We start from the raw sequence: 16,695 nt of genomic DNA on the forward strand, positions 1-16,695 counted from the left end.
AAGGGGAGAACAGTATGCTCAGCCACGATAATGCCATCAGCTTTTTACAGCAATTATTTCGCTATACTATCGAAGAAGCCAGTCCGGTGAATAAAATGAGTAACTGGTTACCACAGACTAATCCATGCGGACGAGTGATAGTTGTCGGTGCAGGCAAAGCTGCTGCTGCCATGGCGGCTGAATGGGAAAGAATCTGGCCGCAAGACTATCCGCCATTATCCGGTGTCGTTGTTACCCGCTACGGACACACTACCCCTACAAAGCACATCAAAGTACTCGAAGCCAGCCATCCCCTGCCGGACACTGCCGGACAGGCTGCTGCTCAGGCCTTACTTAATGCTGTTAGCGGACTAAATCCGCACGATCAGGTTTATTATCTCGTTTCCGGCGGCGCTTCCGCTCTGACCACACTGCCTGTTAGCAGCATCACACTGGCTGATAAGCAATATATCAACCGCCAGTTACTTAGTAATGGTGTTCCCATAGACGCCATGAATACTCTGCGGAAACATCTTTCCCGCATCAAAGGCGGTCGACTGGCTGCCGCAGCAGCACCAGCACATATCACCACTCTGGCTATTTCTGATGTAGTTGGTGATGATATCAGTACCATAGGCTCTGGCGCAGGTGTGCCCGACCCTACCACCCTGGCTGATATTAAACATATCGTAAATCAATACCAAATCGACCTTCCCTCAAGTGTTATCGCCTATTTAAACAAAGCTGATGCAGAAACACCTAAAAATCTTCCAAACAGCAGTGCTCACATAATTATTAACCCTGATCAGGTATTTACTGCCGTGCAAAATTGGGCAATCAATCAGGAAGTTGAAGTACTGTATCTGGGAGACCGTATAGGTGGCGAAGCACGGGAAGTGGCTCAGGTGATGGCCGGAATCGCTCTGTTTCAGCAAAACCGGCATCAGCGCAGTAAACCTTTGCTGATTCTCAGCGGTGGAGAAACCACTGTTACCCTGAACCGGCAACAAGGACGCGGCGGTCGTAACACTGAATTTTTACTGGCACTGGCTATTGCTCTGAATGGAGCAAATAATATTTATGCACTGGCAGCCGATACAGATGGTATTGATGGCAGCGAAGATAATGCCGGAGCATGGCTAACACCTGATACATTACTCCGTGCTGAACAGGCCGGAATATCAGCACAAGACATGCTGAATAATCATAATGCATATGATTTTTTCAGCACAACCGGACAACTACTGGTGACAACCCCGACATTAACCAATATCAATGACTTTCGTGCAATCTTAGTGCTGTAAATTAAATAATAGTAAAAACTAACCTGATAAATTGTTGTTAATAAATAGTATATTTTTATCAGACATACAGCGGTTAATTGCTCTAAACTATACAGATTTGCTTATTTCTGAATTTTCCCACGCGCAAAATCTACTGCCATAGTGATAGCTGCTTTGGCTTGCGGACTATTTTTCCAGCAGCTGCTGCCAACCAGACTGGCTGCCTGCTCAGTGATATCCTGCGGGTTTGCAAGAGCAAGCTTATCCAATGAGTCAATACCCATTTGCTCCAGACGCATAATTACCTTTTCTCCTACCCCTTTTACAGTAAGCAAAGCCGCTTTTTCAGTTTCAGTAAATGCCATTTATTTCCCTTTTCTGAATATAATAATTTCAATATGATTTAAAATACTATAAATATCAGATATACAGCAAACTGAAAATAATCAGATTCAATCTTAAAATTGCCAGTTCTTATACTCATCCTGATAAAAGTATTCAGGCAATAAAATCAGCATTTAGCTTATCCCTATCTGATTCAGACCTGAAAAAAGCGAGTACTCAACTCGCTTTTTTTACATAATACTCAGAACCACTGTCCGAAACGGCGAATATACCAGCGTTTCACTATCTGAGTCACAACACAGTAACAACCCAGTGTCAGTACCAGCCAGGGGAAATATTGCCATGGCAGCGGTACCAGCCCGATCCAGCTGCTAATCGGCGAAAACGGAATATAAATACCAATAGCCATAATTAACCCTGTCATCAGCAATACCGGTAAAGCAGCGGTACTTTGTACAAACGGTATTCTGCGGGTACGCAGCATATGTACTACCAGAGTCTGTGACAATAAACCTTCTACAAACCAGCCGGAATGAAACAAATTCTGCACTTCCGGCGCATTAGCATGGAACACAAACCACATCAGCGCAAAAGTACTGATATCAAATATAGAGGAAATAGGACCGATAAACAGCATAAAACGGCTGATATTGGATACATCCCATTTACGCGGTTTGCGCAAAAATTCCTCATCCATTTTATCCCACGGCAATGACAGCTGAGAAAAATCATACAGAAGATTCTGAATCAGTAACTGAATAGCCAGCATAGGCAGAAATGGCAGGAACGCACTGGCAAACAATACTGAAAACACATTGCCAAAATTAGAGCTGGCAGTCATATTCAGATATTTAATAATATTGCCAAAGGTTTCACGTCCTTTGATTACCCCCTCTTCCAATACCATCAGACTTTTTTCCAGCAGAATAATATCAGCCGATTCCTTGGCAATATCAGTAGCCGTATCCACAGAAATACCGACATCGGCATCGCGCAGAGCCGGAGCATCATTGATACCGTCACCAAGAAAACCGACTGTATGTCCGTTTTCCTGAAGAAGACGAATAATCCGTGATTTCTGTAATGGTGTAAGTTTGGCGAATACAGTGTGTTTTTCCAGCAGAGGTTTCAGCACCTCATCACTTAGAGCCTCAATTTCACTACCTAGTAAAGGGTGTCCGGCTTCAATTCCTACTTCATAACAAATCTTACGAGTAACAATCGCATTATCACCAGTTAAAACCTTAACGGCCACACCATTTTCACTCAGAGCAGCAATAGCCTGTGCAGCACTGTCTTTCGGCGGATCAAGAAAAGTCAGAAAGCCGAACAGAGTAAGCTCAGTTTCATCAGCAACTGCATATTGTGCTTTCTGGGCTTCAGCAGTAATGTATTTTTTACCAATTGCCAGCACCCGGAAGCCTTCCTTATTATAGCTTTCAGCTAAAGCCAGCAATTGTTCCCGCCGCGCTGCATCTAATGGTAAATATTCTCCATGCTCATAAACACAGCTGGAAATAGACAGCATTTCTTCCACTGCGCCCTTACAAATCAGCACATGGCGCTGTTCTTCATCCTGTAAAACCACAGATAAACGCCGGCGAATAAAATCAAACGGTAATTCATCAATTTTATGATAGCCGCCATCGCTAATAACTGCCCTGTTTTCAGGTTCCTGCGCAAAACGCACAATGGCTTTATCCATCAGATTCTTCATACCGCTCTGATAGGAACTGTTTAACCAGGCCAGTTGCAAAACTTCACTGTCATTATTGCCATGAATATTCGTGTAATGCTCAAGAATAATTTTATCCTGAGTTAATGTACCGGTTTTATCTGTACATAAAATATCCATTGAACCAAAATTCTGAATAGCACTCAGGCGTTTTACCACTACCTTACGCCGTGCCATGGCCATAGCACCTTTAGCCAGATTGGCACTGACAATCATTGGCAGCATCTCAGGAGTCAGCCCGACAGCAACAGCAAGTGCAAACAGAGCAGCATCACCCCAGTCTCCCTTAGTAAAGCCATTAATCAGCAATACCACCGGTACCAGAATCAGCATAAAACGAATCAGCAGATGGCTGACACTGTTTACACCGCGATCAAACGCAGTCTGGCTGCGTGTACCGACAATGGATTTGGCCAGAGAACCAAAATAGGTATCATTTCCTGTTGCCACAACCACAGCTTTAGCTGTACCACTGACAATATTAGTACCCATAAAGCAGATATTTTCTGCATCCAGCGGATCAGCTGATAATGGTTGCTCTTCAATAGCTAGCGAGCTATTCATACCAAGAGTATCAGATTTCTCTACCGGAATAGACTCACCGGTCAGTACGGCCTGACTGATAAACAAATCACGTGATTCAATCAGACGCACATCAGCCGGTACCATATCGCCGGCAGATAACAAAATAATATCTCCCGGTACCACCTCTTTAATCGGTACTTCAAGCTGTTCTGCATTGATATCTCTATGGCTGCGGCGCACTACTGTAGCAGTGGTGCTGATCATAGATTTCAGCGCCTGTGCAGCCTTATTGGAACGATATTCCTGCCAGAAACTAAGTACACCACTGAGCAGAACCATTACCAGAATTATTGTAATACCGCTCACACTGGTTTCTTCACCATTATGCAAAGGAATCAGATAATCAGTGAAAAAGCTTACCAAAGCCAGTGCCAGTAAAACAAAAATAAACGGATTTTTAAAGGCTAGTAATAATTGCAGCCAGACTGATGGTGCTTTATCGTGCACTACATCATTATTGCCAAAACTGATCAGTCTTTCTTTAACATCCTGCTCAGTCAGACCATTTAAACTGGTCTGTAAATTAGATAGCGTACGGTCAAGACTGTTGCGAGACTCCAGCACAGCCTTGATTACTACTGGTTGAGAAATGATTTTTTTGAATTTTTTCATAAACAGTACCTCACCGACCATGATGTTTCCCGGTCGGCAGATACTGTTAACCCGGAAACATCAACGGCCTTGTTGCAGTTGTTGTTTTAATAAAATAAACGGTCGACTCGAATCTTCTTCCATTGTTTTATTCTCGGTTAAATAATCAGATACTTAATACATAGAATTAAGCACACCTTACTGAAATAACAGCCTTCCCTTCTTTATTCTGTCTGAATAACTAAAACATCTGAAAGACAGCAATATTTCAGCAAGATAGCGTTTATACATATTTGTGATGTCAGCGTCAATTATATTTACGCTATACAAATCAAAAAACAATATTATTCACAATATATAATATTAATAACGATAATATGCACACAAAACAGACGAATTTAAAAATAAATATACGCAGCAAAATAGCAGTTAAAATTATGCCAAAAACATAATAATCAAATTAAAAAAGACTGCTCTGTTTTACGTTCAGATAATCATATAACGGTTTAGGGATACCATATGTATTCAGATTATCAGATGATACCCATTCACCAGTTATTGCAGAAGATACAGCATCCTGCCCAGTATTTATCTGAGCAGCAAAAGGCAGAATATGCAATTGACGATGAGTTAAACGATGACTGAATTCAATACCTTCAGTTAAATCTTCAGCTGTACAACCAAACATTGCAGCAAGTTGATACAAATCATCCAGACTGTCTGCACATGGTACACACCATAAACCACCCCATATTCCTTTGGCAGGACGTTTATGTAAAAATATCGCACCATCACAGTTACGTAAAACCAGCCAATATAGCGATAAATTTTTTACACTTACAGCTTTTTTCTTACGCGGTAATTCAGCAATACGGTTCTGGGCAAATGCCTGACACAGATCGTTCATCGGACATGAACAGCATATTGGCTTACTGCGCTTACATACCGTTGCTCCCAAATCCATCAGCCCCTGAATATAAGCCGGCATATCTGCTGCATTAAGTGGCAGCAAGGCTTCTGCTTTGCGCCAGAGCTGATCTTCAAAAGCTTTATTCGCAATATCACCGTCCAGAGCAAAAACCCGGCACAATACCCGCTTTACATTACCATCCAGAATGGTTTCGCGTGCATCAAAGCAAAATGCAGCAATCGCTGCTGCCGTACTGCGACCTACACCACATAAAGATTGTAATTCCACACGACTGTATGGAAAATTTCCCGAAAATTCAGATATAACTTGTCTGGCAGCCTTATGCAAATTGCGTGCACGACTGTAGTAGCCCAGCCCTTGCCACAGACCCAGCACTTCATCTTCATCAGCCGCCGCCAGTGCCCGGACATCAGGAAATGCAGCCAGAAAGCGCGGATAATAATCAAGTACCGTGGACACCTGCGTTTGCTGCAACATAATTTCCGATAACCATACCTTATATGGTTCACGACACTGCCATGGCAGACCATGCCGGCCATGCTGACGCTGCCAGCTTACCAGGCGAGGAGCAAACTCCGCCTCCTGCACTGCTTGTTTATTCATAACACCCTAATTTAACATAAAAAATCATGATCAGCCTGAATAATTCAGGTAATAAACTAATATGGGTGATTATAGACATAAAACAAGAATCTGCTTTAGAAAAGCAAAATTATTTCATAATCATAAACAGAGAAATATTATCAATAGTGTTAAATTTCATGATATAAAATTTAAATAACAGTGACTACTTATTAAAATCTACTGTAAAAAAATTTCAGAATTCATAGTTTTAAAATGAAAAAATAATATCCATGATAACCAATATGGTTTTATTTCAATTGATTGTATATTTCACAAGCTTCCTGATTACCATTTTTACAGCTCTTACCGAATAATTCTTTAGCTATCCGTTTATTTTGTTTGACACCGGTACCATTCAAAAACATACAGGCCAGATTATACTGAGCATCTGCATTTTCCTGTTTAGCCGCCAGCTGATAATATCTGGCTGCTTTTGCAAAGTCCTGTTTCACTCCTTCACCATTCTCATACATATTAGCTAAACTATTTTGTGAGAACGAATCTCCCTGGTCGGCAGCCAATTGGTAGTATTTTAATGATTTTATATAATCTTGTTTAACACCCTCTCCCTCACTATACAAATACCCCAAATGAGCCTGAGCACCAATTTTTCCCTGATCTGCCGCTAATTGAAAATATTTGACAGCCTCTTCATAATTCTGTTCTATCTCTGTACCTTTGAAATACATTAATCCCATATTATATTGTGCAGCTGCCAAGCCCTTTTTAGCAGCAAGGCGATAACACTGAGCAGCTCTCTGATAATCTTGTTCAATACCCTTACCATTAAACAGCATCAGCCCTAAATTATAGATAGCGTAAGAATACCCTTTTTTGGCTGCCAGTTTATAATATTTAACTGATTTAGAATAATCAGCCGGGACAATCTGACCAAACTCATAAATTACACCCAGATTATATTGTGCAATTGCATTACCCTGATCAGCCGCTAATTTATAATATTTAATAGCTTCGGTATCATTTTGTTCAATACCACCATAGCCATATCTGTAATATGCACCAAGATTAAATAGTGCTTCCGGACTGTTCTTTAAAGCTGCAATATGAAAATACTTTAAGGCTTGTTTGTGATTCTGTTTGACGCCTGAACCTTCGCTATACATCATACCCAGATTAGTCAGAGCATCGGTATGTCCTTGTTTAGCAGCCAGTTGATAATACTTAAATGCCTGCGCAAAATTTTGTTCTACCCCTATACCATTATAGTAAACATATCCTAAATGAAACTGTGCATTTATATTTCCTCTATCAGAGGCTAGCTGATAATAATATATAGCTTTATCATAATCCTGCTGAAGACTATTACCTTTTTCATACATGTTTGCCAGACTGAGCAAAGCATCTTCATTCCCTTGTTCAGCAGATAACCGGCAATAATAAAATGCCTTTGTAAAATCCTGTTTTACTCCTTCTCCATAGTAATACATCACGCCTAAATTATATTGAGCACCACTATCACCTTGTTCAGATGCTAACTTAAAATAGTTAAAAGCTTTAATATAATTCTGCTCAACGCCTGCACCCTTGTAATACATTAATCCAACAGTAAATTGGGCATTAACATCTCCTTTTTTTGCAGCTTCCAGAACACATAAAAAATTATCTGAACTTTTTGTTTCCATCTTCTTATTATTCCTTTTACAGTAAGCTTTTAAACTTTTTCAGAATATTTTTATCTGCAAATATAAACAACCTCAACCATAGAGATCAATAATAAAAAAGTTATATAGCATTCAGACATCATCAAAGATTTTTGTACTACTTTTTTATAAATTTTCTGAAAATACTTTTATTTCTTTATTCCAAAACCATTTTCTTCATAAGCTCCAGATTATGCTGAGCTCCAGAGTGTCCTTGTTCTGCCGCCAGATTAAAGTACTCATATGCCTCTGCATAATTTTGCTCTGCTCCTTCACCATTTATATACATAAAACCCAGAGCAAATTGTGCATCACTATTTCCCTGTTCCGCAGCTGGCTTATAATATTCAAGACTTTTAATGAAGCTTTGTTCTACACCTTTACCATAATAATACATACTACCTGCATAATATTGAGCAATAGGATTCCCTTGCTCAGCGGCAGCCAGATAATACTCAAATGCTTTTGCATAATTCTGTTCTACACCATCACCGTTTTCATATAAAATACCTAAATTAATTTGTGCATCACTATTTCCCTGTTCTGCAGCCAGCTTATAATATTTATATGCCTCCGCATAATCCTGAGCAACACCTTCACCAGTTTTATAAATATATCCTAAAGTAAATTGTGCCTTACTATTACCCTGTTGCGCTGCTAACTGATAGTATTCAATACTTTTAGTATAATTTTGTTCTACGCCTTTTCCATAGTAATATAAATTAGCTAAGTTATACTGGGCAGTAACATCTCCTTGCGCAGCTGCAGCTGAATAATACTCAACCGCCTTTTCATAATTTTGCTCTACACCATAGCCGTTGTAATATAAAAATCCTAATTTACTTTGGGCAATATCAACTCCCTGTGCAGCTGCAGCCAAATAATACTCAGCTGCCTTTTCATAATTCTGCTCTACACCATAACCATCTTCATACAATCTACCTAAATTACTCTGAGCATTTGCATTTCCCTGTGCAGCTGCAGCTGAATAATACTTAGCTGCCTTTTCATAATTCTGCTCTACACCATAACCATCACTATACAATATACCCAGATTACATTGAGCGGAAGCATCCCCCTGTGCAGCTGCAGCCGCATAATATTCAGCTGCCTTTTCATAATTCTGCTCTACGCCATAGCCCTCGCTATACAATAAACCTAAATTGAATTGTGCATCGATATTTCCCTGTTCGGCAGCCAATTTATAGTATTTATATGCTTCTGCATAATTTTGCTCTGTTCCTTCTCCATCCTCATACATAACACCCAGAGCAAATTGTGCATCCGCATTCCCCTTTCGAGCCGCTTCCAGAGTATTTAAAAATTTATCTGATTTTTTAATTTCCATCTTCTTATTATTCCTTTTACAGTAAGCTTTTAAACTTTTTCTGAATATTTTTATCTGCAAATATAAATAACCTCAATCATAGAGATCAATAATAAAAAAGTTATATAGCATTCAGACATCATCAAAGATTTTTGTACTACTTTTTTATAAATTTTCTAAAAATACTTTTATTTCTTTATTCCAAAACCATTTTCTTGCATAAGCTCCAGATTATTCTGAGCTCCAGAGTGTCCTTGTACTGCCGCCAGCTTATAGTATTTATATGCCTCTGTATAATTTTGCTCCGTTCCTTCTCCATCCTCATACATAAGACCAAGAGAAAATTGTGCATAACTATCTCCCTGTTCCGCAGCTAGCTTATAATATTCAATACTTTTAATATAGCTTTGTTCTACACCTCTACCATAATAGTACATACTACCTGCATAATATTGAGCGATAGGATTTCCTTGCTCAGCGGCAGCCAGATAATACCTAAATGCTTTTTTATAATTCTTTTCTACACCATTACCGTTTTCATATAAAATACCTAAATTAATTTGTGCATCACTATTTCCCTGTTCCGCAGCCAGCTTATAATATTTACATGCCTCTGTATAATTTTGCTCCTTTCCTTCTCCTTTTGCATACATAAGACCCAGAGCAAATTGTGCATCGCTATTGCCTTGTTGCGCAGCTAACTGAAAATATTCAAAGCTTTTAGCGTAATTCTGTTCTCTACCTTTACCGAAATAATACAAATCACCTAAATTAACTTGTGCATCAATATTTCCCTGTTCTGCTGCAAACTTATAATATTTGTATGCTTCTGCAAAATTTTGTTCTATTCCCCGTCCACATTCATATATAACACCCAGTTTATTTTGGGCATCGCTATTACCCTGTTGCGCAGCTAATTTATAATATTTAATACTTTTAATGTAATTCTGTTCTACACCTTTACCGAAATAATACAAATCACCTAAATTACACTGTCCAGTGGCATTTCCATGTTCAGCAGCTGCTGCAATATACTCAAATGCTTTTGCATAATCCTGTTCTACACCAAAACCATACTTATATAAAATACCTAAATTAATTTGTGCATCAATATTTCCCTGTTCCGCAGCCAGTCTATAGTATTTATATGCTTCAGTATAATCTTGTGCTGTCCCCTCTCCATCTCTGTACATATTACCCAGATGAAATTGCACATCACTATCACCTTGTTGCACAGCTAATCGATAATACTTTATTGCTTTTGCATAATTCTGTTCTACACCCTTACCCTCATAATACAAAGTGCCTAAATTGATTTGTGCCCTAATATTTCCTTGTTCAGCAGCCAGCTTAAAGTATTTATATGCTTCTGCATAATTTTGCTCTGTTCCCTTACCCTTCTCATACATGATACCCAGAGTAAATTGGGCATCACTATTTCCCTGTTCCGCAGCTGGCTTATAATATTCAATACTTTTAATGAAGCTTTGTTCTACACCTTTACCATAATAATACATACTACCTGCATAATATTGAGCGATAGGATTTCCTTGCCCAGCGGCAGCCTGATAACACTCAAATGCTTTTGCATAATTCTGTTCTACACCATCACCGTTTTCATATAAAATACCTAAATTAATTTGTGCATCACTATTTCCCTGCTCGGCTGCCAGCTTAAAGTATTTATATGCTTCTGCATAATTTTGCTCTGTTCCCTTACCCTTCTCATACATGATACCCAGAGTAAATTGAGCATCACTGTTACCCTGTTGCGCAGCCAACTGACAATACTCAAAGCTTTTAGTGTAATTCTGTTCTGTACCTTTACCGAAATAATACAAATCACCTAAGTTATACTGAGCAATAGCATCTCCCTGCTTAGCCGCAGCTGCATAACATTCAAATGCTTTTGCATAATCCTGTTCTACACCATCACCATTTTCATACAATAGACCTAAATTATACTGAGCAATAGCATCTCCCTGTGCAGCTGCAGCTGCATAATATTCAGCTGCCTTTTCATAATTCTGCTCTACTCCATAACCCTCGCTATAAAATAAACCTAAATTGACTTGTGCTCCAATGTTTCCCTGTTCGGCAGCCAGCCTATAGTATTTATATGCCTCTGCATAATTTTGTTCTGTTTCTTCTCCGTTCTCATACATAAAACCCAGGTTAAATTGGGCATCCGCATCTCCTTTTTGAGCCGCTTCCAGAGTACGTAAAAATTTATCTGATTTTTTTGTTTCCATATACTTATTATTCCTTTTACAAGGTTGCTTTTAAAATATTCTCAATTTATTGTATTTATAAAATACAGATAAACCTAAACGCTGATACCAATAACAAAAATAATCATCATTTTATATATCATTAGCAATCATTCTTAATATTTGTATTGAGTATAAACAGTGAATATAAAAAATCTGCTTTTAAAATATCGGATTTCAGACTTTTTTAAATATCATTAATCATCGAATTAATTCTATTTAATTTTTCAATCATACTTTAATACAGTAATGTTTATTCAGCCTGAATACTACGCTTTATTTTTTCCATCAGTTTTAGATTAATCGCTGATAAAATCTACGTGTCCCCGGTTTTTTTGTATACCGCGCTTCTTTTGATCAGTTGCCGGGCAAAGCATTTATTTTTTTCACACCCTGACCATCGGCATACATTATTCCTAAATTGTACCATGCCTCTGTTTCACCTCGTTTTGCTGCCAAACAAAAGTAATATACTGCTTTCATATAATTCTGCCGTACACCATTTCCTGAGAGAAACATAAGTCCTAACTTATTTAGTGCTCCACTATGTCCTTTTCTGGCGGCTGAATAAAAATAATCCCTTGCTATTTTAAAATTGTGTTTTATTCCCTTACCTTCAGCATACATGCATCCCAGTTCATTCTCGGCATTAACATGCTTTTGCGTAGATGCTTTTAAATAATATTTATAAGTATTAATCTTACTCAGTTTTACTCCAAGACCTTTACAATACATCAAACCTAGTTGATATTGTGATTCACTATAGTCTTGTTGCGCAGCTAACTGATGATATTTAAAACTTTTGTTGTAATTTTTTTCTACACCTCTACCATAGCAATATAAATTACCTAAATTACTCTGGGCAACAGCATGTCCCTGTGTAGCTGCTGCTAAATAATACTCTGCTGCCTTTTCATAATTCTGCTCTACACCATCGCCATTTTCATACAATACACCTAAATTACACTGAGCATTTGCATTTCCCTGTGCTGCTGCAGCTGAATAATACTCTGCTGCCTTTTCATAATTCTGCTCTACACCATAACCATTTTCATACAATATACCTAAATTATACTTAGCAACAGCATATCCCTGTGCTACCGCTGCTGAGTAATACTCTGCTGCCTTTTCATAATCCTGCTCTACACCATAGCCACAGACATACAATAAACCTAAATTACTCTGACCAGCAGCACATCCCTGTTCAGCTGAAGCTGAATAATACTCTGCTGCCTTTTCATAATCCTGCTCTACACCATAACCATCTTCATACAATATACCTAAATTACACTGGGCAGCAGCATCTCCCTGTTCTGCTGAGGCCGAATAATACTCTGCTGCCTTTTCATAATTCTGCTCTACACCATCGCCGTTGTGATATAAAAATCCTAAATTACATTGGGCAGCAGCATGTCCCTGTGCTGCTGCAGCTGAATAATATTCTGCCGCCCTTTCATAGCTCTGATCTACACCATCGCCCTTTTCATAGTATAAACCCAAATTAAATTGGGCATTACTATCCCCCTGTTGCGCAGCTAATTTATAATACTCAGCCGCTTTTTCATAGTTCTGCTCTACACCATAACCATTTTCATATAATCTACCTAAATTACACTGGGCAACAGCATCTCCCTGTTCAGCTGCAGCCGAATAATATTCAACCGCCTTTTCACAGCTCTGATCTACACCATCGCCCGTTTCATACAATACACCTAAATTACACTGAGCATTTGCATGTCCCTGTTCAGCTGCAGCTGAATAATATTCAAATGCCTTTTCATAATTCTGCTCTACACCATCACCATTTTCATACAATATACCTAAATTACACTGGGCATTAGCATATCCCTGTTCAGCTGCAGTTGAATAATATTCAGCTGCCTTTTCATAATTCTGCTCTACACCATCACCATTTTCATACAATCTACCTAAATTACACTGGGCAGCAGCATGTCCCTGTTCAGCTGCAGCTGAATAATATTCAAATGCCTTTTCACAGCTCTGATCTACACCCTCGCCATTTTCATACAATACACCTAAATTACACTGAGCATTTGCATGTCCCTGTGCTGCTGCAGCTGAATAATACTCTGCTGCCTTTTCATAATTCTGCTCTACACTATCGCCCGTTTCATAGCATACGCCCAAATTAAATTGGGCAGCAGCATCTCCCTGTTCAGCTGCTGCTGAATAATATTCAACTGCCTTTTCATAGCTCTGATCTACACCCTCGCCCTTTTCATAGCATACACCCAAATTAAATTGGGCAGCAGCATCTCCCTGTGCAGCTGCAGCCAAATAATACTCAACCGCCTTTTCATAATTCTGCTCTACACCATAACCATCTTCATACAATCTACCTAATTTATACTGGGCACCAGCATGTTCCTGTTCAGCTGCAGCTGAATAATATTCAGCTGCCTTTTCATAATTCTGCTCTACACCATCGCCCGTTTCATAGCATAAACCCAAATTAAATTGGGCCTTACTATCCCCCTGTTGCGCAGCTAATTTATAGTATTCAAAACTTTTAGTGTAATTTTGTTCTACACCTTTTCCAAAGTAAAATAAATTACCTAAATTACACTGGGCATTTGCATTTCCCTGTTCTGCCGCAGCTAAATAATACTCAGCCGCTTTTTCATAATCCTGCTCTACAGCATAACTTTCAGCATACATAACACCCAGAGCAAATTGCGCATAACTATTACCCTGTTGTGCAGCTAAGCGATAATATTCAATACTTTTAATATAATTCCGCTTTATACCTTTTCCGTAAAAATACATATTACCCAGATAATACTGAGATGTAGCATCTCCTTGCTCAGCTGCAACTGAATAATACTCAGCCGCTTTTTCATAATCCTGTTCTACACCTTTACCCTCATAATACATAGTGCCTAAATTGACTTGTGCATCGATATTTCCCTGTTCAGCAGCCAATTTATAGTATTTATATGCCTCTGCATAATCCTGAGCAACCACCTTTCCAACATCATAAATATATCCTAAAGTGCATAGTGCTTCACTAATACCTTGTTGCGCGGCTAATTTATAATATTCAAAGCTTTTAGTGTAATTTTGTTTTGTACCGTAACAATACAAATTACCTAAAAAATACTGTGCAGTAGCATCTCCCTGAGCTGCTGCCGCTGAATAATATGCAAATGCCTTTTCATAATTCTTTTCTACACCTAAGCCGTATTCATACAGATAACCCAATTTGACTTGTGCATCGATATTTCCCTGTTCGGCAGCCAACTTATAGTATTTATATGCCTCTGTATAATCCTGCTCCGTTCCATCTCCATCTTCACACATACCACCCAGAGCAAATTGGGCATCCGCATCTCCTTTTTGAGCTGCTTCCAGAGTACTTAAAAACTTATCTGATTTTTTTGTTTCCATCTTTTCATTACTCATTTTGCAAAACCGATTTATATTATTTTCACAATATTTTTATTTTAAATTACAAAGAGATTAAATCATACAATCTAATAATTCAAATTATAAAAATAGTTATCCATTTTTCGGTTGTTATTGTCAGCATTAATTTTTAATATCTTTTTATTTACTGCTACATCAACAGAAACTACATTGGAGCAAATTTAGCTATGCTCATTCCAGAACCTAATTACATAATCTTTTAACTTTAAATAAGCCTAATTAAATTATGCAAAAAAAGTAATTTAACTACACCATTGCAGGCAGATGAATTGGTTTACAGTGTTCACAAAATACAGGAAAGTATATTTTAAATGCCAGTTACAGAGATAAATGAAATCAAAAAATACTATCAGGCCTTACTCACCAAAGATCAAAATTATGTTGGTATTTTTTATGCAGGTGTGAAAACCACCTCAATATTTTGTATCGCAACATGCAGAGCAAAAAAGCCTAAATTAGAAAACACAGAATTTTTTTATACAGTCAAAGAAGCTCTGAATGCAGGTTACCGCCCATGTAAAATTTGCCGACCGACTGAAAATGCCAATGAGGCACCCAAACAAATTATTAATGCCATAAAAATGATTACTCAGAATCCGAAGATAAAAATTTCTGATTCCGTATTAAGAGCACATGAAATCAGTCCGGAAATTGTTCGCCGCTGGTTTAAAAAAAATTATGGAATTACTTTTCAGGCATATCAGAGAATGTACCGGATTAATCAGGCATATCAGGAATTGAAAACCGGTAAAAAAATAATAGATGTCGCTTTCGATAATGGTTATGGATCATTAAGCGGCTTTGGCTATATCTATAAAAAAATTGCTAAAAACTCACCATCCGGCCATTTAAACAACAACATCATACTTATTAACCGGCTGACCACACCTATAGGTCCGATGTTTGTCTGCGCCACGCAACAGGGAGTCTGTTTGCTGGAATTCGTCGACCGGCGGATGTTAGAAACAGAGTTTAAACAATTACAGCAATTACTGAATGCCACAATTATTTTTGGTGAAAATGAACATATAATTCAGACCAGAATTCAAATTAAGGAATATTTTGAAGGAAAACGAAAATATTTTTCTATTCCACTACATACTCCCGGCACTGATTTTCAACAGGCAGTCTGGAATTGTCTCAAACAGATCCCCTACGGAGAACTCACTACCTATAAACAACAGGCAGAAAAACTGCATAATCCTCAGGCAGTCCGGGCGGTAGCCAATGCCAATGGTTTCAATCGTATTGCTATTATTATCCCCTGTCACAGAGTAATCGGCTCCAATGGTAAATTAACCGGCTACGGCGGAGGGCTGGAACGTAAAAAATGGCTGATTGACCATGAAAAAAGTAATCTTAAATCATAAAATTGTTTACACATCAGGCTAATAAAACCAGTAATGCGATTTGAGCGTCAGCATAATGATGATTTACCGTTTATCTGCCTGTAACACAAAAAACAAGTAAACATCATTCTGAAAATGTTTTTTAAATAAACGCTTCAAAACCTGATGCATATTTTGTCGGTATAAATTCAATCAGTTCATATTCGGCAATCTGATGAATGTAAAACGGATCTTTAACCATAATAGACTGCGCCGATTCTTTACTGGCCGCCCGGCACAGAATAACTCCGCCGATGCGCGGTACCTGCCGGCCGGAAGCAATAAAATCACCACTATCATAGTGTTCCTGCAAATAATTCAGATGAGCAGGCAAATATTTTTCTACTTCTTCTATCGACTTCAAATAATGCAGTTTAAAAATAAACATGGTATTTATCCCCGATTAATTAGACATATACAGACTTCTTGTCCCTTTTCATCTTAAGGTTATCTTCACGCTTAATCACTCAAATTTGCAAGCCCGAAAACATAAACAATAGTCAGCACATAAACTTCAATATTACAATCA

The 16,695-nt window shown here is 38.4% G+C and carries 10 protein-coding genes; 2 read left to right on the plus strand and 8 right to left on the minus strand.

Features of this window, described 5'->3' with window-relative positions:
- The first annotated feature begins 14 nt into the window (after positions 1-14).
- Positions 15-1,283 carry a glycerate kinase gene (locus tag GYY70_RS07995; RefSeq protein ID WP_174831997.1) on the plus strand — a complete coding sequence of 423 codons (1,269 nt, stop codon included), beginning with the start codon at positions 15-17 and terminating at the stop codon, positions 1,281-1,283.
- A gap of 101 nt (positions 1,284-1,384) precedes the next feature.
- On the opposite strand, the gene GYY70_RS08000 is transcribed toward GYY70_RS07995, so the two are convergent.
- From GYY70_RS08000 to GYY70_RS08030, 7 genes are all read right to left on the minus strand, one after another.
- On the minus strand, positions 1,385-1,627 hold the full coding sequence (locus GYY70_RS08000; RefSeq protein ID WP_025331087.1) for a helix-hairpin-helix domain-containing protein: 243 nt from the start codon (positions 1,625-1,627) through the stop codon (positions 1,385-1,387).
- A gap of 221 nt (positions 1,628-1,848) precedes the next feature.
- Positions 1,849-4,539: a magnesium-translocating P-type ATPase gene (gene mgtA / locus GYY70_RS08005; RefSeq protein WP_174831998.1), complete on the minus strand. Its 2,691-nt coding sequence runs from the start codon at positions 4,537-4,539 to the stop codon at positions 1,849-1,851.
- 439 nt (positions 4,540-4,978) lie between these two features.
- Complete coding sequence (mutY, locus tag GYY70_RS08010) at positions 4,979-6,052, minus strand: A/G-specific adenine glycosylase (protein WP_174831999.1); 1,074 nt, start codon at positions 6,050-6,052, stop codon at positions 4,979-4,981.
- A 269-nt stretch (positions 6,053-6,321) separates the two neighbouring features.
- On the minus strand, positions 6,322-7,716 hold the full coding sequence (locus tag GYY70_RS08015; RefSeq protein ID WP_174832000.1) for a tetratricopeptide repeat protein: 1,395 nt from the start codon (positions 7,714-7,716) through the stop codon (positions 6,322-6,324).
- 175 nt (positions 7,717-7,891) lie between these two features.
- The gene (locus GYY70_RS08020) at positions 7,892-9,082 is read right to left on the minus strand and encodes an SEL1-like repeat protein (protein ID WP_174832001.1); all 1,191 of its coding nucleotides are present in this window, start codon (positions 9,080-9,082) and stop codon (positions 7,892-7,894) included.
- 167 nt (positions 9,083-9,249) lie between these two features.
- Positions 9,250-11,313, minus strand: a complete 2,064-nt coding sequence (locus GYY70_RS08025; RefSeq protein WP_174832002.1) for a tetratricopeptide repeat protein — start codon at positions 11,311-11,313, stop codon at positions 9,250-9,252.
- A gap of 375 nt (positions 11,314-11,688) precedes the next feature.
- Positions 11,689-14,754: a tetratricopeptide repeat protein gene (locus tag GYY70_RS08030; RefSeq protein WP_174832003.1), complete on the minus strand. Its 3,066-nt coding sequence runs from the start codon at positions 14,752-14,754 to the stop codon at positions 11,689-11,691.
- Between the two features lie 335 nt (positions 14,755-15,089).
- On the opposite strand from GYY70_RS08030, the gene GYY70_RS08035 reads away from it, so the two are divergent.
- Positions 15,090-16,148: a bifunctional transcriptional activator/DNA repair enzyme AdaA gene (locus tag GYY70_RS08035; RefSeq protein ID WP_084562544.1), complete on the plus strand. Its 1,059-nt coding sequence runs from the start codon at positions 15,090-15,092 to the stop codon at positions 16,146-16,148.
- Positions 16,149-16,269: 121 nt separating this feature from the next.
- Here GYY70_RS08035 and GYY70_RS08040 read toward each other — a convergent pair whose 3' ends face one another.
- Positions 16,270-16,554 (minus strand): YciI family protein, encoded by a 285-nt coding sequence (locus GYY70_RS08040; RefSeq protein WP_037391720.1) that lies wholly within the window; start codon positions 16,552-16,554, stop codon positions 16,270-16,272.
- Positions 16,555-16,695: the final 141 nt, after the last annotated feature.

The sequence above is a fragment of the Snodgrassella sp. ESL0324 genome (genome assembly GCF_013344955.1).
GTDB lineage: Bacteria > Pseudomonadota > Gammaproteobacteria > Burkholderiales > Neisseriaceae > Snodgrassella > Snodgrassella alvi.